Origin of the sequence: Streptomyces sp. NPDC002328 (assembly GCF_042890065.1) — a bacterium.
GTDB lineage: Bacteria > Actinomycetota > Actinomycetes > Streptomycetales > Streptomycetaceae > Streptomyces.
The window spans coordinates 316,171-335,129 of the sequence record NZ_JBIARQ010000003.1 but is presented as its reverse complement, the minus strand read 5'-3'; the positions used below and the strand labels follow the sequence as shown (position 1 = coordinate 335,129).

Annotated in this window: 21 protein-coding genes and 2 pseudogenes; 13 read left to right on the top strand and 10 right to left on the bottom strand. The window is 70.7% G+C overall.

Annotation, left to right across the window (positions count from 1 at the left end; all coding sequences use genetic code 11):
- Position 1 precedes the first annotated feature (1 nt).
- Positions 2-907, top strand: a complete 906-nt coding sequence (locus ACFYX4_RS11230; RefSeq protein WP_389329527.1) for a hypothetical protein — start codon at positions 2-4, stop codon at positions 905-907.
- Positions 908-910: 3 nt separating this feature from the next.
- On the opposite strand, the gene ACFYX4_RS11225 is transcribed toward ACFYX4_RS11230, so the two are convergent.
- The 8 genes from ACFYX4_RS11225 to ACFYX4_RS11190 all read right to left on the bottom strand — a co-directional run bounded on the left by ACFYX4_RS11225 (position 911) and on the right by ACFYX4_RS11190 (position 9,926).
- Complete coding sequence (locus tag ACFYX4_RS11225; RefSeq protein WP_389329524.1) at positions 911-1,729, bottom strand: enoyl-CoA hydratase/isomerase family protein; 819 nt, start codon at positions 1,727-1,729, stop codon at positions 911-913.
- Positions 1,730-1,789: 60 nt separating this feature from the next.
- Positions 1,790-4,015: an acetate--CoA ligase family protein gene (locus ACFYX4_RS11220; RefSeq protein WP_389329521.1), complete on the bottom strand. Its 2,226-nt coding sequence runs from the start codon at positions 4,013-4,015 to the stop codon at positions 1,790-1,792.
- Positions 4,016-4,201: 186 nt separating this feature from the next.
- A complete protein-coding gene (locus ACFYX4_RS11215) occupies positions 4,202-5,752 on the bottom strand; it encodes a flavin monoamine oxidase family protein (protein WP_389329518.1) in 1,551 nt (516 codons plus the stop codon).
- Positions 5,753-5,965: 213 nt separating this feature from the next.
- Entirely contained in the window at positions 5,966-7,189 is a 1,224-nt protein-coding gene (locus ACFYX4_RS11210; protein ID WP_389329515.1) for a flavin-containing monooxygenase, read from the bottom strand.
- 343 nt (positions 7,190-7,532) lie between these two features.
- Positions 7,533-8,504, bottom strand: coding sequence for a GNAT family N-acetyltransferase (locus ACFYX4_RS11205; protein ID WP_389329512.1), 972 nt, complete (start codon positions 8,502-8,504; stop codon positions 7,533-7,535).
- 242 nt (positions 8,505-8,746) lie between these two features.
- Positions 8,747-9,022: a hypothetical protein gene (locus ACFYX4_RS11200; RefSeq protein WP_389329509.1), complete on the bottom strand. Its 276-nt coding sequence runs from the start codon at positions 9,020-9,022 to the stop codon at positions 8,747-8,749.
- Positions 9,023-9,254: 232 nt separating this feature from the next.
- Positions 9,255-9,605: a hypothetical protein gene (locus tag ACFYX4_RS11195; protein WP_389329506.1), complete on the bottom strand. Its 351-nt coding sequence runs from the start codon at positions 9,603-9,605 to the stop codon at positions 9,255-9,257.
- A 75-nt stretch (positions 9,606-9,680) separates the two neighbouring features.
- The gene (locus tag ACFYX4_RS11190) at positions 9,681-9,926 is read right to left on the bottom strand and encodes a hypothetical protein (protein ID WP_389329503.1); all 246 of its coding nucleotides are present in this window, start codon (positions 9,924-9,926) and stop codon (positions 9,681-9,683) included.
- 221 nt (positions 9,927-10,147) lie between these two features.
- On the opposite strand from ACFYX4_RS11190, the pseudogene ACFYX4_RS11185 reads away from it, so the two are divergent.
- The 11 genes and pseudogenes from ACFYX4_RS11185 to ACFYX4_RS11135 form a co-directional block, all read left to right on the top strand.
- Positions 10,148-10,588 (top strand): annotated as a pseudogene (locus ACFYX4_RS11185) (transposase); the annotation flags it as partial.
- Positions 10,589-10,602: 14 nt separating this feature from the next.
- Positions 10,603-11,095 (top strand): annotated as a pseudogene (locus ACFYX4_RS11180) (IS110 family transposase); the annotation flags it as partial.
- A 56-nt stretch (positions 11,096-11,151) separates the two neighbouring features.
- Positions 11,152-11,601, top strand: coding sequence for a DoxX family protein (locus tag ACFYX4_RS11175; protein WP_389329500.1), 450 nt, complete (start codon positions 11,152-11,154; stop codon positions 11,599-11,601).
- A gap of 33 nt (positions 11,602-11,634) precedes the next feature.
- A complete protein-coding gene (locus ACFYX4_RS11170; RefSeq protein WP_389329497.1) occupies positions 11,635-12,072 on the top strand; it encodes a Zn-ribbon domain-containing OB-fold protein in 438 nt (145 codons plus the stop codon).
- A gap of 120 nt (positions 12,073-12,192) precedes the next feature.
- The gene (locus ACFYX4_RS11165) at positions 12,193-12,522 is read left to right on the top strand and encodes a PadR family transcriptional regulator (protein WP_389329494.1); all 330 of its coding nucleotides are present in this window, start codon (positions 12,193-12,195) and stop codon (positions 12,520-12,522) included.
- A 2-nt stretch (positions 12,523-12,524) separates the two neighbouring features.
- Positions 12,525-12,905 carry a DUF1048 domain-containing protein gene (locus ACFYX4_RS11160; protein WP_389329491.1) on the top strand — a complete coding sequence of 127 codons (381 nt, stop codon included), beginning with the start codon at positions 12,525-12,527 and terminating at the stop codon, positions 12,903-12,905.
- A 49-nt stretch (positions 12,906-12,954) separates the two neighbouring features.
- The gene (locus tag ACFYX4_RS11155; protein ID WP_389329488.1) at positions 12,955-14,187 is read left to right on the top strand and encodes a serine hydrolase domain-containing protein; all 1,233 of its coding nucleotides are present in this window, start codon (positions 12,955-12,957) and stop codon (positions 14,185-14,187) included.
- Positions 14,188-14,233: 46 nt separating this feature from the next.
- On the top strand, positions 14,234-14,833 hold the full coding sequence (locus tag ACFYX4_RS11150) for a GNAT family N-acetyltransferase (RefSeq protein WP_389329485.1): 600 nt from the start codon (positions 14,234-14,236) through the stop codon (positions 14,831-14,833).
- A 74-nt stretch (positions 14,834-14,907) separates the two neighbouring features.
- A complete protein-coding gene (locus ACFYX4_RS11145; protein ID WP_389329482.1) occupies positions 14,908-15,387 on the top strand; it encodes a hypothetical protein in 480 nt (159 codons plus the stop codon).
- Between the two features lie 140 nt (positions 15,388-15,527).
- Positions 15,528-15,737 carry a hypothetical protein gene (locus ACFYX4_RS11140; protein WP_389329479.1) on the top strand — a complete coding sequence of 70 codons (210 nt, stop codon included), beginning with the start codon at positions 15,528-15,530 and terminating at the stop codon, positions 15,735-15,737.
- Between the two features lie 167 nt (positions 15,738-15,904).
- The gene (locus ACFYX4_RS11135; RefSeq protein ID WP_389329476.1) at positions 15,905-16,987 is read left to right on the top strand and encodes a M48 family metalloprotease; all 1,083 of its coding nucleotides are present in this window, start codon (positions 15,905-15,907) and stop codon (positions 16,985-16,987) included.
- Between the two features lie 11 nt (positions 16,988-16,998).
- On the opposite strand, the gene ACFYX4_RS11130 is transcribed toward ACFYX4_RS11135, so the two are convergent.
- Positions 16,999-17,193, bottom strand: coding sequence for a hypothetical protein (locus tag ACFYX4_RS11130; protein WP_389329473.1), 195 nt, complete (start codon positions 17,191-17,193; stop codon positions 16,999-17,001).
- A 9-nt stretch (positions 17,194-17,202) separates the two neighbouring features.
- Complete coding sequence (locus tag ACFYX4_RS11125; RefSeq protein WP_389329470.1) at positions 17,203-18,054, bottom strand: helix-turn-helix domain-containing protein; 852 nt, start codon at positions 18,052-18,054, stop codon at positions 17,203-17,205.
- A gap of 267 nt (positions 18,055-18,321) precedes the next feature.
- On the opposite strand from ACFYX4_RS11125, the gene ACFYX4_RS11120 reads away from it, so the two are divergent.
- Positions 18,322-18,816, top strand: coding sequence for an ATP-binding protein (locus tag ACFYX4_RS11120; RefSeq protein WP_389329467.1), 495 nt, complete (start codon positions 18,322-18,324; stop codon positions 18,814-18,816).
- The last annotated feature ends 143 nt before the right edge of the window (positions 18,817-18,959 follow it).

The window sequence follows — 18,959 nt, the reverse complement described above, 5'->3', positions numbered from 1 at the left end:
CATGGGGTGGTGGTGGGGCGCGTGGCGCGACGCAGGTTCCGGGCGGGCGACGCCCGAGTCGGTCGCGGCCGTGGCGGCGGGGGCGGCGCAGCTTCCGGCGGTGTTCCAGCTGCTGCTCTGGCAGGCGCCGGCCGCCGATCCCCACGGCGTGAGCTACCCGGCGTTCGGGCTGCTGTGTCTGTTCCTCGTCGCGCCGGTGCTGCTGCCGGTGCTGGGGCTGCTGCACGGGTGGGCGCAGATCCTGCCGGGGGCCGTCGTCGCCGACGTCGTGCTGCGCCGCGTCCCCTTGCCCCTCTGGGCGCGCCGACTGCTGGGCGTGACGCTCGTCGGCGTGGTGTGGGCCGCCGTGGGGGCCGTGTGGGCGGGGGTGTCCTTCCCCACCGCGGTCGCCTGCCTCGCCGCCCTCGGTGTGGTGCCGGTGCTCGCGATGGAGTACGCGCGCGTGCGTCCGACGGGGAGCCGGGGGCTGTGGTGGCGCGCCGCGGGCGCCTCCGTCGTGCTGTTCGTCCTCGCCCTCGTCGGCGGGCCCCTGGCCACGGCGGTGGGCCTGATCGAGGAGTACGAGCCGCCCCCGCTGTCCGCCGAACGGGTCGCCGGGGTCTGGCGCGGCGAGGACGGGGCCGTGCTGGAGCTGTTGCCGGGCGGCCGGGCGGAGTTGACGCGGATGCCGGGCGAGCCGGGCTTGCGGGCGACCGCGGACTTCGCGGTGTGCGACGGTGCCGGGAGCTGGCGGCTGGAGCGGGGTGGCGTACGGGACACCGTCGTCGTCCGCCTCGCGGGCGGTGAGAGTGGCTGTGGTGAGGAGACCGTCTGGTCTTCCGGTGGGACGGAGCGGTCGCCCGAGTTGTTCGTGTTCTTCGGGGATCCGGACTCCAGCAGTCCGCGGATCCTGACGCGGGATACCTGAGCCTCACCGGCCCCGGAAGCGGGCTTCCCGCCGTTCCGCGAAGCTCACCACGCCCTCCTGGGCGTCCGCCGTCGTCATGTTGATCTCCTGGGCGGCCGCCTCGGCGGCGAAGGCGGTGGCGCGGTCGGTGTCCAGGGAGGCGTTGACGAGCTGCTTGGTGAGCGCCAGGGCGCGGGTCGGGCCGGCGGCCAGACGGTCCGCCCAGGCGCGGGCCGTCTTGTCCAGGTCGCCGTCCGGGACGACCCGGTTGACCAGTCCGAGCCGTTCGGCGTCGGCCGCGGTGAGCGCGTCGCCGAAGAACATCAGCTCCTTGGCGCGGTGGGGCCCGATCAGACGAGGGAGGAGGTAGGCGCCGCCGCCGTCGGGGACCAGGCCGCGCCGCACGAACACCTCGATGAACCGCGCCGATTCAGCCGCCAGGACGAGATCGCAGGCGAGCGCGAGATGCGCACCGAGCCCGGCCGCGGTGCCGTTCACCGCCGCGATCACCGGCTTCTCGCAGTCGAGAACGGCGGCGATGAGACGCTGGGCCCCGAGACGGAGGGTGCGGGCCACATCACCCGGGATCCGCGCTGCGACGCCGTCGCTCCCGACGCCGGCACCGCTCCCAACCCCACCCCGCAGATCCGCCCCCGCGCAAAAACCCCGCCCCCTCCCGGTGAGGATCACCGCCCGCACCTCCGGATCGGCGGAGGCCTCGGCGAGCAGGTCGATGAGGTGGTCCCGCTGGCCGGGCGTGAGGGCGTTGAGGGCCTCGGGGCGATCGAGGGTCAGCTGGGTCACGTGCTGGTCAGTCGTGCTCCTGATCCAGGTCTCCGGCACGGTGGCTCCGTTCTGCGGGGGAGGAAGGACGAGCCGGGCGCGGGCGGACGTGCGCGTCCCTCACCGGCACACCGCCAACGCGTCCAACGCCACCGCCCCCTGTCCACGCGGCAGCACCATCAGTGGGTTGATGTCCAGCTCCGCCAGGTCGTCGCCCAGTTCCAGGGCCATGTGCTGGACGCGCAGGACGACCTCGACGAGGGCGTCCAGGTCGGCCGGCGGGCGGCCTCGGACGCCGTCCAGGAGGGCGCGGCCGCGGAGTTCGCCGAGCATCTCGCGGGCCTGGTTCTCGCCGAACGGCGGCACGCGGACGGACGCGTCCCGCAGAACCTCCACCAGGACCCCGCCCAGCCCCACCGTCACCGTCGGCCCGAACAGGTCGTCGTGGGTGACGCCGACGACCATCTCCACGCCCCGCTCGACCATCTGGCAGACCAGGACGCCGTCCAGCGCGACCCCCTCGTAGCGGGCGATGTCGGTCAACTCGCGGTAGGCGTCGCGGACTTGGCTGGCCGAGGTGAGGCCGATCTTCACCAGGCCCAGCTCCGTCTTGTGGGCGATCTGCCCGCCGGACGCCTTCATCACCACCGGGTAGCCGACCAGCCCCGCCGCCCGCACGGCCGCCGCCGCGCTGGTCACCAGCTGCTCGCGCGGGACGCGTATCCCGTACGCGCGAAGGAGCTGCTTCGCCGCGTGCTCGCTCAGCTGCTGCCCTGGCCGCATCAGCATCCGCGCCTTGCGGAAGGACGGCGAGGGCGTGCGCGGGGCCTGGTCGAACGGGGAGCGGTAGTCCCGTACGAAGCGGTGGTGGTCGAGGTGGGCGCGGACGGCGGTGAGGCAGCCCGCGACCGTGCGGAAGGTCGCCACCCGGGAGGAGCCGAGCAGGACCTCGCGGTAGGCGGCCTCGGTGCCGACCGGTGAGCCCCACACCACGCACACCAGCTTGTCCGTCGTCTCGGCCGCGTCCACCAGGTCCCGCACCAGCCGGTCGCTGAGCGGCGGGAACGGGCCGGTGATCGGGCAGATCAGCACGCCGATCTCAGGGTCGGCGAGGATCGCGTCGATGATCTTGCGCCCCCGCTCGTCGCCGACCGGGTGCCCGCCGTTGTCGACCGGGTTGGAGACGTCGAGGTACTCCGGTATCCACTGGTGCAGCTCGGCCCGCTTGGCGGCGGACAGTTCGGGCAGCCGCAGACCGGCCGCCGTCGCCAGGTCGGCCACGTGCGCGCCGGTGCCGCCGGAGATGGCGTACACCGCGACCCCGTCCGCCAGCGGTGCCCGAGCCCGCGCCAACAGGGCGGCCGTGTCCTGGAGTTCGTCGAGACCGTCGACGCGGATCACGCCGTACTGGCGCATCGCCGCGTCCACGACCTCGTCCGCGCCGGTCAGCTTGCCGGTGTGGGTGGCGGCGGTGCGCGCGCCGGTCTCGGTGCGGCCGACCTTGACCGCGACGACCGGGACCCCGCGCCGGGCGGCCCGGTCGGCGGCGAGCAGGAAGGCGCGGCCGTCCTTGAGGCCCTCGACGTAGCAGGCGATCGCGCCGACCTCGGGCTGCTCGGCGAAGTAGGAGAGGAAGTCGGCGGTCTCCAGATCGGCCTCGTTGCCGGTCGGCGCCCAGTGGGAGAGGCGGATGCCCAGCTCCTGGAGCGCGAACACCGGCCGGCCCTGGTGGCCGGACTGGGTGACGAGCGCGATGGCGGGACCGTCGAGGTCGTCCCGGAAGCGTTCGAACGCGTTGAGGTTGGTGTTGGGGCCCAGCAGCCGCATCCCCGAGCGGGCCACGGCCGCCGCGAGCCGGGCCTGCGCCGCCGCGCCCTCCGCGCCCGTCTCCGCGAACCCGGAGGCGAAGACGACCGCGAACTTCACCTTCGTCTCGGTGAGTTCCTCGATCACCGGCAGCGGGTCGGCGACCAGCAGCACCGCCAGGTCGACCTGCTCGGGCAGCGCGGCGACGGACGGCGAGCAGGGGATGCCGAAGACGGTCGCGCGGGTGGGGTGCACCGGGTGCAGCCGCGCCCCCACCCGCTCCGCCCAGGCGGCCAACTGCCGGGTCACCCCGGTGTTCGGCCGGCCTTCGGCGTCCGAGGCCCCGATGACCGCGACGGACTCGGGGCGGAAGAACCGGTCCAGATCGGGAACGGCCTGGTACAGCGGGCGTCCGCTGACGTCCAGGTCGTCCGCGTCGGCGGACCGGCCGTGGACGGCGGGCCCGGGTCGCTCCTCGCAGGCGAGGACCCGGGCCCGGCGGGAGTCGGTGGTGAGGGTGCCGTGGGTTGATCCAAGCATCGGTCCGCCCGCTCCTGTGTGACTGCCGAGTAACTGACGCTCTGTCAGGTTACAGATCTGACGGCATGTCAGGAATGGTCGTGCAAGGAATGGTCGTGCGCACAACGAAAGGAAACGACGTGCACACAACGAAAGGGAACGAAAGGAGCGGACCGGGCGAGGACTACAGCGCCGACCGGGCGAGGGCTACAGCGCCGCCAGCACCTCCCTCGCCACCCGCTCGCCCGAGCGAACCGCCCCGTCCATGAAGCCCATCCAGTAGGTGGAGGTCTCCGTCCCGGCCCAGTGGATGCCGCCGACCGGGGCGCGCAGGGCGGGGCCGTACTGAGTGAGGACGCCGGGGGCGGCGATGGAGACCGGGCCGCCGCGGGTGTAGCCCTCGTTGTTCCAGCGCTGGAGGACGAACGACGTCGGGGAGGCGGCCTTCTCGCCGAAGTACGTCGTGTAGTCCTTCAGCACCGCGGCCCTGACCTCCGCCTCGCTCGCCGAGTCCAGCGCCCGCGCCTTGTCGGCCTCGATGAAGCCCATCAGCGCGCCGTAGGAGGCGTCGGGCGGGGAGTTGTCGAAGGTGGAGCTGATCACGCCGGTGTCGCTGACGACCTGGCCGTTGAGGCCGTCGGCACGCCAGAACGGGGTGTCGTAGACCGCGATCGCCTTGCCGACCGAGGCCATCGGCATGCGCTGGGTGAGCTGGTCGCGGGCGGCCGGCAGGAGCGGGTCGTAGGAGATGCGGGCCGCGAGCGGCGGGGGCAGGGCGACGACGACGCGGTCGGCGGTGACCGTCGTGCCGTTCGCCGTCACCACGTACCGGCTGCCGGACCGCGCGACGGAACGGACCGGGGCGTTCAGCACCACCCGGTCGCCGAGCGTGGCGGCGAGCTTGACCGGCACCAGCTGCGAGCCGCCGACGAAGCGCAGCTCCTGGGCTCCGTTCGCGGTCTCGGTGAGGCGCTCCAGGGTGCCGGGGTTCGAGGCGTCGCCGGCGGCCGCGATGTAGAAGAGGACGAACAGCAGGGACAGTTCGCGGGGTTCGGCCGAGAAGATCGACGTGCAGGCTACGTCGAGGAGGAACTTCGCCGATGGGATCACGGCGTTGGCGCGCAGCCAGGTCTCGAAGGTCTGCCGGTCCCACTCCGCGGCCTTCGCCGCGGTCCAGGGCGCGTGGACCGGGACCTGCTTGGCCAGGTCGTCCAGCGTGGCCTGCACGATCGCCGCGTTGGCGAGCCCGGCCGCGTCGATCGGCGGGACCGAGCCGAGCAGTCCGTCGGTGGCGTACGCGGTCTTCTTGCCGTCCTTGTAGAGGAGGTTCTTGCCGGTGTTGTAGGTCGTGAAGGTGGCCACGCCGAGGGAGTCGGCGAGCGCCCTGATCCGGTCCTGGGTGGGGCCGATGAACTCGCCGCCGCCCTCGGTGACCCCGCCGCCCGCCAGCGGCAGCCCCACCACCCGGCCGCCGACGCGGTCACGGGCCTCCAGGACGACGACCTTCTTCCCGGCCGCCACGAGATCGCGGGCCGCGGTGAGGCCGGCGAGACCGGCGCCGACGATCACGACGTCCACGTCACGCGCGGTCGCGGCGGTCGCGGCGGTTGCGGCGGACGCGGCGGACGCGGTGCCGGCCGCGGACGCCGTGCCGGCCGCCGTCGCGGTGAGGGCGGTCGCGCCGGCGGTCGCGCCCGCGGCCACGGCGGCGGTGCGGCCGAGCAGGGAGCGTCGGGAGAACTGTCTTTCACTTGCCACGTGCGGCCTCCGTCGAGAGGGGGTGAGCCGGAAAGGTGAACAGGGCTCACATTCTGGCTCCGCACGGAGGCACGGGACAACGCTCCCGTCACATCCGACACACATGTAACGGGCAGCGATATCAGTCGAGTTGAGGGTTCACGCGGGCCGGCGGGCCGGCGGGCCGGCGGGTCGGCGGGTCGGCACACCGGCGACCGGCCTGCGGGCGGGCGGTCAGCCGAGTTGGCGGCGCACGGCCTTCGCGATCCGCTCCGCGTCCAGCCCCACCTCGCGCAGCGTGCCGCTGATCGGAGTGGTGAAGCCGGTGAAGTACAGGCCGGGCGCGTCCTTCGGCGCCCGCCCCCCGTGCGCGAGCGGCCTGCCGCGCTCGTCGAGCACGCCGAGGTGACCCACCAGCCCCTCCAGGGCACGCTCGTACCCGGTCGCGGCGATGACGGCGTCCGCCTGCACGCGCGAGCCGTCGGCGAGGACGACCTTGCCGTCCTCGAAGCCCTCCACGGCGGCCACGATCTCGACCTTCCCCTTGCGCACGGCGTCGATCAGGCCGACGTCCTGCACCGGGATCGCCCCCTGCCGGGCCCGGGTGTACAGCCCGGTGTCGGGGCGCGGCAGCCCGTGCGCCGACAGATCGGGAATGCTCGCCTTCGCCATCACCCGGCAGATCCGGTCGACCAGCGCCACCGGCAGCCTGCGGACGAGGATGCCGCTGTACTGGGCGGCCCAGCCGGCCGTCGAGCGGCGCACGATGTGCGGGACGGTCCGCACGGCCAGCCGCACCCGCGCCGCGCCGCGCTCCACCAGGTCGACGGCGATCTCGGCGCCGGTGTTGCCGACGCCGACGACGAGGACGTCCCGACCGGCGTACGGCGTGCCGTCGCGGTAGGCGGACGCGTGCACGAGGTCGCCCGTGTACGCCTCCCGTCCCGGCCAGTCGGGCAGCGCGGGGGTGTGGTTGTAGCCGGTCGCGACGACGACCGCCGCACCGGTCAGCTCCCGTCCGCCGGAGGCGCGCAGCAGCCAGCCGGTCCCGTCGGGGGAGCGCTCGACGCGGGAGACCTCGACGCCGGTGACGAGCTCCAGGTCGTGGTGCTCGGCGTACTTCTCCAGATACCGCACCACGTCGTCGCGCGCGACCCACCGACCGAAGCGGCGCGGCATCGCCAGCCCCGGCAGGTCCGACAGCCGCCGGGTGGTGTGCAGCCGCAGCCGGTCGTAGTGCCGGCGCCAGGACGCGCCGACCCCGTCCGCCTTCTCGACCACGACCGCGCGTATCCCCTGCGCGCGCAGCGCGTACGCGGCGGCGAGCCCGCCGGGGCCGCCGCCGATGACGTAGACGGGGCGGTCGGCGGGGTGCGCGGCGGGGCTCTTGCCGGTGTCCTCGTGAGTGTCCTCGTGGGGGTTCTCAGTGGTGTCGTCGGTCGGTGCGGAGTCGGCCATGAGCGGGAGCGTACTCACGCATGCGGTTGATGGGTCTCGGACAAGACGGGAATTGGTTGCGGATCGATCACCTGCTTTCTTGGCGGGTCAGGTGCGGAAGTGCGAGGGTGGGCCGCCGACCTTCTGCGGACGGCTTGTGGTGCCGCTCCCGCGGTTCGCGCCGGCTTGCGGCGGCGGGAGCAGCCGGGGGCATGAGGCTGTCTGGCTCTGTCCCGGCCGCATCCGCGGGGTCGGACAGCACTTCGACAGTGGTCCAGGAGGTGTCCTGCCGTCGGAACCGGCTCGGGATGTGCACGGGTTCTGACAGCACCGGGCCTTCCTGGCGGGCCGAGCGCGGCGGTGGTCAACGCCAGTCGTCGATCACGTACATGTCGGGGTGGCTGTACCCGGGTTCGTTGGGCCTGTGCATGGTCACGCCCTGCAACCAGGTGCGGAAACCGCGGTCGATCATGTGCCGGTAGGCATCCGGGCGACCCAGGTTCATGCCGGCGTCCAGTTGACTCAGCCCGCGCTCGGCGGCCAGCCGCTCGCATGCGTCGAGCAGTCGCTCGAACCGGGCGGCGGCCTCCGGGCCAGGACGTACGGCGCCGAATTTGACGAAGCACACGTCCGAGCCGGCCTCCGACCCGGCTCCGCAGTGACAGACGGCCAGGCCGTCGAGCTCGGAGCCGGCGCCATGGAGCAGGATGGTGTCACCGAGTCCCTGCGCGTGCGCGGCCACGATCTCGCGTTCCAGGCTCAGGCCCTCGTACACGGCTCCGGTCAGTGCGCGACACAGGCTCAGTGCGTCGGGCCGCTCGGCGGCGGGCAGTTCGCCGTAGAGCACCCGGCCGGGGACTGCGGCACCGTCTGTGACCTGCTTCTTCATGATGGCTGTGAGGAATCGAGGCCAGAAACCGTACCGGCGGTAGAGCTCGAGATGCTTGGGACTGTGCGCGAAGGTGAACAGGCCGACGTGGCGATTCCCCCAGGCGTCGAAGCAGTCGATGACCGGCTCCATCAGACGCCTGCCGATGCCCTGGTCCCACAGATCCGGACGCACGGTCAGCGGTCCGAAAAACCCGACGCTGCCCCAGTCGGCGGCGAAGTTCGATCCAACCACTTCGCCCTCGACCGTCGCCGCGAACGCCGCCTGTGGACCGGCCGCCCAGCGGGTGCGGACGTAATCGACGGTCCCGAACGGATCAGGTGCCCCCAGGAAGGTCCCGAAGGCGTCCCTGCAGATCTCGTCGGCCCGATCCAGGTCCGCCTCATCCAGCGGGCGGACTGCTACCGGGGCCGCACCGCGTTTGTGCTCCGCTGCTGGTGGGGCCATCACTCTCTCCTTCCTACCCCTGTTCCATCGCACCACGGAGGTGCGCCGCAGGCGAGGTGAACGGTCCGCCGACACCCCTGAGGATCGAGGATCGAGGACCGAGCCGGGCCGCCCCGGCCCGGGACGGGGAGTGAGCCGACGGGTGCTGTCCGTTCTCGGGGTCTGGCTCAACTTGTGTGTGACGCAGCCACTCTGAGTGATCGAGGGATCGACGGATGGCTGGGGCGCTGCGCGCCCCTGAGTCAGAACGGAGGGTCTTCGGAGTGCCCACCTGTCCCGTCGGTCGCCCACCAGGAATCATGTTCCGCCTTGAGACGGGCATAACGCTCGCGGGCTGCGATGTCGTCCGCGTTTTCCAGGGCGCTGGTGTCGTGACCCCATGCCTTCATGGCGTCCAGGGCACGGTCTCGATTGTGACGGTCGGTGCTGGTCGTCAGCAGATGGCGGGCGTGGTCGACCACGAGAAGGGCATGGACAGCGGAGAAGATCGCTGGGCGTAGGTCCCGGAACGCGCGCATCTCCCTGTCCTCGTTGAGGAACCCCTTGCCGCAGCGGCGTTCGCCGATGGCGACGCACTCGTCGTCGGCGTCGTAGGCGGTGTCGCTGAGCCACTCAACTCGCGCAGCCGTGGAACTACGGAGTCATCGAAGGCCTGTCAACCGGATCAAGATGCTGAAGCGCCAAATGTTCGGCCGAGTAGGCTTCGAACTCCTCCGCAAGCGCGTCCTGCTCTACTCCTGAGCTTGCCGTTCAGCCTCCGGCGTCCGTCAAAGGTGGTTCGTTTTCGGGGGCGAGGGTGACTTGGGCGGTCCATGACCAGGGCTCCTGGGGCGGATCCCAGCTCACCTCCACGTCGGTGTCGTGGAAGTCGCGCGCGAGTTCCGTCACCATCACCGCCGCCGCAGCCCGCGCCTCTTTCGGGTCGGTGTTGATCGGCACGTCCAGCCGCCCGCAGAGCATTCCTCTTTCGGTGAGGACACTGGTGCGCCAGCCCTCCGGCGTCGCCAACAGAACGATCCCCGTCGGAACGCTCCAGGCGGGCCGCTTCTTCTTCTCCTTCTTGCGTCTCACCATGCCGCTATCCAACATCGTCGAGTTCATGGTGATGAGTCCGGGTGGAGGATCAACCGCTGCGGCACGGTTTGTTGCCTGCCTTGCACGGCAAGCTGAAATCCTTCAGGACAGATCGTCGACGAGCCCGAAGCCCTCCGGGAACTCCTCCAGGAACTCACGACGAGCGGGATCGGTCTCGGCAGCTGCCATCTCCCCGATCAGGGCGATCAGCTCCTGTTGCTGATCATTCGACAGTGTGCTGACCACGTGGGCGACGCCCTCCATCACCTTGACCGCGTCGTCCTGATCCATCTGCTCGTCTTCGCTGCCGTCGATGAACCACAGGACATCGACCAAAGCCTCGGCCAAGGCACGAGTCAGGGACGGATACGAAGACGTCACGACGGTCTCCCAGCAGATCAGCAGCAGACTCCGGCCATCCCACCACACACCACCGACATCACGATCCGTGAGCCACCACGGAAAGTGGACCAGAGCCCGTTCTCAGGTTCTGGCTCAACTTCCGTGACGCGGCCACGCTGAGTGACGGCTGAGCCCTTTCGGGCAGTAGGTGAAGTCGCCCGAAACGGAAGCTGTGGGAGGAGATCGTGCCACTCGGCTACAAGGGCAGCTACCAGCGCGTTCGCGCCTACCTGCACGACAAGCGCACCTCACCGCAGTCGGTGACCGCCCGGCCGCCCTCGCCCCGGACCGTCGCCGGACGGATCCTCCGCCGTCCGGACTCCCTCACCGAGACCGAGCGACTCCAGCTCAAAGCTGTCCGGACGCATTGCTCCGAACTCGACGCCCTCACCGGGCACGTCCGCTCCTTCGCGACCATGCTCACCGAGCGCCAGGGCGAGCGCCTGCCCGACTGGCTCGACGCCGTCCGGCAGGACGACCTGCCCAGCCTCCACACCCTCGCCGCGGGCATCGACCGCGACCGCGACGCCGTCATCGCCGGCCTCACTCTGCCGTGGAGTTCTGGCGTCGTCGAAGGGCACGTCAACCGGATCAAGATGCTCAAGCGCCAGACTTCCTCGGCCTGGACGTCGGCGAGTGCCCATCACGGGCACGGGTTGACTCCGGCCGGCAAGAAGGTCTTCGACAAGCAGCTGCCCAACAGCGAGCCGAAACTGCGGGCCGTGTTCGACGAACTGGCCGCGAAGTTCGGCACCGTCCTGGTCATCGTGGACCAGCCCGCCTCCATCGGAGCCCTCCCGCTCACAGTCGCCCGGGACGCGGGCTGCAAGGTTGCCTACCTGCCCGGACTCGCGATGCGGCGGATCGCCGACCTGTATCCGGGCGAGGCCAAGACCGATGCGAAGGACGCTGCGGTCATCGCGGATGCGGCCCGCACCATGCCGCGCACCCTGCGCTCGCTGGAACTCACCGACGAGATCACCGCCGAACTCACGGTCCTCGTCGGCTCCGACCAGGATCTCGCGGCCGAGGCCACCCGCACTTCCAACCGGATACGCGGCCTGCTCACCCAGTTCCACCCGTCGCTGGAGCGCGTCCTGGGCCCCCGCCTCGACCAATCGAAAGCCAAACGGACTTCCCCGCCCCCCTGATCTGACGTACCGTCAGATACATGGACGCGATCTGGCTCACCGGTGCGGAATGGCTGGCCGTGCTGCGGATCGGGCTCGGCCTGTGGTGGCTGGAGAGCTGGCGGCACAAGGACAAAAAGGGCTGGTTCGAGCGCGGCACGGGGATCGCGTGGGCGGCGGACGTGGCGGCCAAGCACCGCTGGAACGCGGTGCGTTCGGGCTTCGAGACGGTGGTCGCGCCGAGGCCGCGGACGATGGCGTACGTCGTCGTCTACGCGGAGTTGGCGCTCGGGCTCGGCCTGGTCGTCGGCTTCCTGACCCCGATCGCCCTGGTGGGCGGGCTGCTGCTGAACTTCCTCTACTTCACCCTCATGATCCACGACTGGGCCGAGCAGGGGCAGAACGCGATGATGGCGCTGATCTCGGCGGTGGCACTCTTCGGGATGTCGTGGCAGACGTGGTCGCTGGACGGCGCGCTGGGGTGGTTCTGATGCCGGGGCGGTTCTGATGCTGGGGTGGTTCTGATGGCCGAGGCTCAGGGTCGCCGGTACGACGTTCCGGAGGCGGACGCCTTCACGCGCGCGTACTGGGACGCGGCGGCGGAGGGCCGGCTGCTGATCCGGCGCTGCGCGGCGTGCGGGCGCGCCCACCATTACCCGCGGGAGTTCTGCCCGTTCTGCTGGAGCGAGGACGTGACCTGGGAGGACGCGAGCGGCCGGGCGACGCTCTACACGTGGTCCGTGGTCCACCGCAACGACCTCCCGCCCTTCGACGGGCGGACGCCGTACGTCGCGGCGGTGGTCGACCTCGCGGAGGGGCCGCGGATGGCCACGGAGATCGTGGGGCCGGGGGAGTTGTGCGCGGGGGCGGAGCTGGAGGTGACCTTCCGGGAGGGGGTTCCGGTGTTCGGCCGCGCGGACGCGTCGGGCGCGTCGGGCGCTTCGGATGCCTCGGGAGCTTGAGCCCCTTCGCGTGGCTTCACTAATCCTTCTTGCTAAGTACCGGTAGTCAGCGTTACGTTGTACCGGTACTCAACAGCGCTGACTAGCGAACAGCGCATTGGCGCAAGAGGGAGGTGTGCCGTGTCCAAGCTGGAGACGGAGATGCTCAAGGGCACGCTGGAGGGCATCATCCTCGCCACCCTGTCCGGCGGGCCTGCCTACGGCTACGAGATCACGGCGCGGCTGCGGAAGCAGGGCTTCTCCGACATCGCCGAGGGGACCGTCTACGCGCTGCTCCTCAGGATCGAGAAGCGGGGCCTGGTCGACGTGGAGAAGGTCCCCTCCGAGAAGGGGCCGCCGCGCAAGGTGCACTCCCTCAACGCTCAGGGGCGCGAATACCTCGAAGAGTTCTGGAGGACCTGGAGCTTCCTCACGGAACGACTGGAACAGCTCCGCGAAGGGGGCGAGTGAGCATGTCCGACGTCGAGAAGAGCGGCTTCGTCTCGAAGGTGATCGGTCCCAAGAAGCGCTGGAGGGCGTACAAGGGGCGCGTCAAGGAGCTGCCCGAGAACCACCGCGCGGCGGTCGAGGCGATCGAGCGGCACCTGATGCACTTCGTGCCGACCGACGCCGACAGCAACGCGTCGATGTTCGAGGACCTCGCCGACCTCTTCGAGCAGGCCGCGGCGAACGGGACGCCGATCCGCGAAATCGTCGGGGACGACCCGGTGGAGTTCGTCGAGACGTTCGCCCAGAACTACTCGGAGGGCGGGTACGTCCCGCCCCGGGCGAAGAAGCAGCTGACCGAGGCCGTCGAGCGCGCGGCCGACGGCGAAGACGCCGCGACGGCCTGACACGACACAGGGGGGATTCACGATGGGCACGACACAGGGGGGATTCACGATGGGTAAGAGCACTGGCGGCTTCTCCGAGGCGGGGCTTCGCCGGCTGCGTGAGGTGCTGGCGCGGCATGTCGAGAGCGGGAAGATCCCCGGGCTCGTCGCCCTGGTCGGCCGGGGCGAGGAGACGCACGTCGAAGCGCTCGGCACGATGTGCCATGACGGCGGCTTACCGATGCGCCGGGACACCATCTTCCGGATGGCCTCGACGACCAAGCCGGTTGCGGTGGCGGCGGTGATGGTCCTGCTGGACGAGTGCCGGCTGCGGCTGGACGACCCGGTGGACCCGTGGCTGCCCGAGCTCGCCGACCGGCGGGTGCTCAAGCGGCCCGACGGCCCGCTGGACGACACCGTGCCGGCGCGGCGGCCGATCACCGTACGGGACCTGCTCACCTCCACGTTCGGGCTCGGCGTGGACATGACGGCGATGGGCGCCCCGATGATGGCCGCGCTCTTCGAGCGGGGCGTCTACGGCACGGACTGGATCCTGCCGGAGCCGAAGCCGGACGAGTGGATGCGCCGCCTCGGCACGCTGCCGCTGATGTACCAGCCCGGTGAGCGGTGGCAGTACAACATCAGCAACGACGTGCTCGGCGTGCTGGTGGCCCGGGTGACCGGCCGGTCGTTCGAGGAGTTCCTCCGGGAACGCATCCTCGATCCGCTGGGCATGAAGGACACGGGTTTCCACGTGCCCGCCGACAAGATCGACCGGCTGCCGCCCCTGTACGCCCCCGATCCGCGGACCGGGGAGTTCACCGTGGAGGACGCGGCCGAAGGGGGCCACCACAGCCGGCCGCCGGCGTTCGCGTCGGGCGGCGGCGGACTCGACTCGACCGCCGACGACTACCACGCCTACTTCCGGATGCTGCTCAACCACGGGATGCACGGCAGCGAACGGATCCTGTCCCGGCCCGCCGTCGAGCTGATGACCACCAACCGCCTCATGCCAGAGCAGCAGGCCGCACTACAGGCCTGGGCCCGCAGTGTCGTCCATCTGTCGCACGGCACGGGGCAGCACGGCGGCTGGGGTTTCGGGATGGCGGTGCGCGCCTACCGCGGCGACTACGCGCCCGTCGGCCAGTTCGGCTGGGACGGCGGAGCCGGCACCAGCACGTACGCCGACCCGGAGAACCAGCTCGTCGGCATCCTGCTCACCCAGACCGGGATGTCCACCCCGGACTCGGCACGGGTCATCCACGACTTCTGGACCACGCTGTACCAGGCGATGGACGACTGACCCGCCTGCCCTGCCCGGCCGAACACCCCGGGTGTTCAATGATCGAATGACCGAGATACGCGAGCCGCACTCCGTCCTGCCCGCAGCCGGCCTCCACGGTCAGGGCCTCAGCCTGCGCGCCTGGGACCCGAAGTCCGAGGCCGACGTGGACGCTTGGCTGCGCGGCCACTCCGACCCCGAGTTCCTGCGCTGGAACACGCCGCTGTGGGACATCACGGACGCCGAGGGCGCCCGGAAGGCGCTGCGGACGAAGACCGCCCAGGCGGCGGCCGGGACCGCGGCGGCCTTCTGCGTCACGGACGCGGAGGACGGGACGGTCCTCGGGCAGATCGGGCTGAACTCGATCGACCCCGTGCAGAGCGTCGCGAACGTCGGATACTGGGTCCTCCCCGAGGCCCGCGGCCGCCGGGTGGCCACCCGTTCCCTGCTGCTGCTGACTCGCTGGGCCTTCGACGAACTCGACCTGCACCGACTGGAGTTGGGCCACGCCGTCGGCCATGAGGCATCCTGCCGGATCGCCGAGCACTGCGGCTTCCGCTACGAGGGAACCCTGCGCGGCGCGATGTGGGAGGCAGGCCGCAGAGACGCCCACCGCCACGGCCGCCTGGCGACGGACGTGGAACCGGAGATCGAGACGCCCTGGTGAACTCGGGTTCACGATTCAACCGTCCCTCTGATGGGTGATGGTGCCCTCCGGAGTTTCGAAGTACTTTCAAAGTTGTGAGTGCTGAAAACGCCGCCGTGAACTTCTCCGAGCTGGTCAACAAGAACAAGCAGACGCTGGCCCGCCTACAGGAGTCGCCGAGGCTGCTTCTGCACCGCAGGGACGGCGAGGATCTCGTCCTCACGACTGCGGCGCGGGCCGAGCAGGACCAGACCGTGGTGTCGGCGGCGACCCGCATGCTGGCCGCGATGGCGCGCCGGGAACCCGGGAGCATGGAACTGCTCCTCGACATACTCGCGGACGCCTTCCCGTGGGTGCGTTTCCTGCCCGAACCCGACCTTCACGCCTTCGCGGTCGAACTCGTCAACACCATGCGTGCCGCTGATTCGCTCGGCAACAGCGCGTCCGTCGCTCAGTTGCTCATCGCCTGGCAGCACACCGCCGAGGTGTACTCAGACCCCGAACTGCTGGCCGCGCTGACAACGGAGCACGACGAGGACTACGGCCCGGCCCCGGACCCCCGGGGGACGGCATGACCGCGGGTCGCGGAGGCCGGGCTGCTCCGCCTGCGCCGGAAGGCCATTGGGAAGTCCGCTTCGCGGACGCGGCCTCGGCCAAAGGCTGGGAGAGCCTCGCCCGGCAAGCCCGGGAAAACACTTACCGCGCCTGGAGCGTCATGCGGACGAATCCCAGGCCGGCCGTCGAGACGCCCCGACACCACCGGCTCAAGGGCGGCCTGGCGCACGGCAGCTATCGCGGACATACCTGCGAGCAGTGGCAGATCGAGGTGACCGGCGGCGGTCGCATCTGGTACTTCGCGGACACCACGCGGGTCACCTGCTGGATCACCTTCGCGGGCACCGGGCATCCACGAGCTACGGACTGACGCTGAACCGGCGTCGGATCCTGTGCGTCGTGATCGGTAGTCGCGACGTGGGCCGGACCTCGGGGTTCCATGCTCGCAGCGTCGCAGTCAGGGGAGATGGCGTAATGCGTAGGCGTAGAAGGCCTGTTGGGAGCGAATCCACTGCTGCCGGTCGGGCCGGTTGGCCGGTGGTGGCCGCGTACGGTCTGGCGGGGCTGGTGCATGTCGGCACGGCGGGGCTGCTGATCGGGGGGCTGCTGCTCGTCGTTCTCGGCTGGAGCACCGTGGTGCAGCCGCTGATCGGCCTGTTGATGATCGGGCTCGCCGTGCAGGTGCGGCCCCGCTTCGGCAGGCCCGGACCCGACCTGCCCACGCTCGAACGGGACGACGCCCCTTCCCTGTTCGCCCTGTTGGACTCGATCGCGGACGCCGCCGGGGTGCGGCGCATCGACATCGTCCAGCTCAGTGGGGAGTTCACCGTACGTGCCTCCCTCGCGGGCGTCCGGCGCAGACGGCTCCTGGAGTTGGGCCTGCCCCTCTGGGAGACGTTCACCCCGCAGCAGCGTGTCGCCGCCGTCGCCCACGAGTTGGGGCACTTCGCGGCGGCCGACGTCAGACGCGGCGCCCTGGTCGGCACGGCCTTCGGCGTTTTGAGGAGCGGGGCCGAGCTGACGCGGAGCCGGGCAGCGTCGGAACCGGTCTTCACGGTGTCCGCCACTTCGCGGCGTGCAGACGAGGTGCTTGTCGCGGCGAGCCGGTTCGCCGCCCGTGGACACCGGAACTGGATCACGTGGCTGCCCGGCCTGCTGCTGCGGGGCACGGCCCGGCTGCTGGTCCGGCTCACCCGCTCCGGTTCGCGGCACGTCGAGTTCCAGGCCGACGAGGTCGCCGCCCGGATAGCGTCCACCGAGGCGGTGAACTCCGTCCTGCGCGACCGACGCCTGGCCCACGCCGTCAGCGTCGAGGTGCACCGTCTGGCGGTGACGGCACGCACGTTCGGCCGACGCGGCGCGGGCGACGCCGAGCAGGACTTCTGGGACCAGGTCGCCGCCCATGCTCGTACGCTGCCCACGGTGGAGGGCCCCGACGGCCACGCCGAGGGCTGTGAAGGTGCCTCCCCCGACCTGCGTCTTGCCCGCCTGTCACACACAGCCGCACACCCCGCGACGGTCACGCTCGACGAGGCCGCAGCCCGGACGATCGAAGAGGAACTGTCCGCCCCCAAGGCGCGGGTGGCCCGAAAGATCATCCAGGACTGCGTCGGTACCTGACAGCTCCTCGCCTACAGCAGGTGATCCGCCTTGCCCGCCTTGATCTCCACGATGAGGGCGCGGAGGGCTTCACGGGTGTCGGTGAGGGGGGTGTCTTCCTGTCCGGCGACGGCGAGGTAGGCGTTGCCGGCGGTGTCGGTTCCTATGCGGAAGCAATTGTTTCCCTCGGCGCAGTAGGGCTCTTCCCAGGTGATGTCGGTGCTCATGTAGTTACCTCAGAGTCCGTGGGCGATGGCGAGGACGAGGTCGCGTGATGCTGTCGGCGGCAGTGCGGCGGCGTCCATCCAATTCAGCTGCGCACGGTACTTGGTGAGCTGCGCCTCTGCGCCAGTGAACTCCGGGCCGTGCGCCGAGTCCAGTTGTACAGTGTCGAGTTGGGGCACGGCTCCGTCGGCGTACAGCAGGGCGTGCCCGGCTCCGGGGAAGTCGCCCACGCTTGTGGGGATGACACGTACTTCGACGGTGTCCCGCTCGGACTGATCGGCGAGGTGACGCAGTTGCTCGCGGGTTGTCCTGACGCCCCCGTACGGCATGCGCAGTGCGGCCTCGTGGACGTAGGCGGTGTATTGCAAGGGGCCAGGCCGATCGAACACCTGGCGGCGTGCCATGCGATGAGCGACGCGCAGCTCAACCTCCAGCCGGCTCATGGCGGGCAGCCCTGCGGCGAAGACCGCGCGGGCGTAGTCCTCGGTCTGCATCAGTCCGGGGACGTGCATGACCTGCGCGGTGCGCACTCGAGCCGCATGCCACTCCAACTCCGCGATGTCCAGCAGCCCGGAGGGCAAGGTGCCTCGGTACTGCTCCCACCAACCCCGTTCCTTGTCCTCGGCGACGGCCGTCAGCGCCTCCACGTAAGTCGTGTCGCCACATGCGTAGTTGCAGGCGAGCGTGCGGATCCGCTCGGCGGAGAAGGGGCGGATGCCTGACTCCATGTTGGACAGGCGGGTCCTGTTGATGCCGAGGAGACCTGCGGCGTACTCCGTGGTGACGTCCGCCGCGAGGCGCATCTTGCGCAGTTCAGCGCCCAGGCGCTTCTGCCGCTCGGTCGGCGTACTTCTCGTCGTCATGCTGCCCCTCCGTGCTGTGGCTGTCGCAAGTCTGTCGATGGAACATCACCGAAGTCCATTCGGAAGGGGGTAATTACCCCCGTGTGGCTGGACACTGTAACCCCACATCTCTACAGTCAGTCATGGCTCGATCACGGAGCCGTCACAACTGCCCCGGAAGCGCATCACGCGAGCTCGCCCCGCATCTCCTCCCCTGGGAGGGGCGGGCCCGTGTCAGGGAGACAGGCCACCGGGCGTTCGACCTCCTCATGAGACAAGGGAGTTGCCGTGCACCTCGACACCGCGTCCTGCCAGTCCCCGGCCTACGCCCCCGCCGACGGACCTTTCTTCTCCGCCCGCCCGGAGACCCTCGCCTACAGCTTCACCCTGCCCGCGGATCCACGAAGTCCCGGCATCGCGCGGGCCGTCACCCGTGCGGTGCTCCCGGCGCACGGCCTCGCCGAGATGACCGACGTCGCCGTCCAGGCGGTGAGCGAACTGACCGCCTGTGCCTGCCGTTTCTCGCCCACGGAGGTGTACCTCTCGCTGCGCTACCGGGAGAGCGCCCTGCGCGTCACGTTCTACGACGGCCACGCCCGACACACCCACCCCCGTCTGACCGCCGCCTGCGCCCTGCACCGGCGGGCGACGCTGCGCCTGCTGGACCGGGTGGTACGGGACGCCGGCGGCGACTGGGGGATCGGCGGGGGAGGTGAGTCGGGGGTGGCGGGGACACGCATGTGGGCGGTGCTGCCGGGCTCTCCTCAGCCGATGCACGCATGAGTGTCGGGACATCCCCGAATGCGAACGGCACGCGGAGAAGTGGCGCGTCCGATCGTGACAAAGCCCTTGCGGGGCTCCACGTCAGGGGCCGACGGGTTCAAGCCGACATCGTCCCGAACCCGCCACGCGCCCTTGACGGCCCT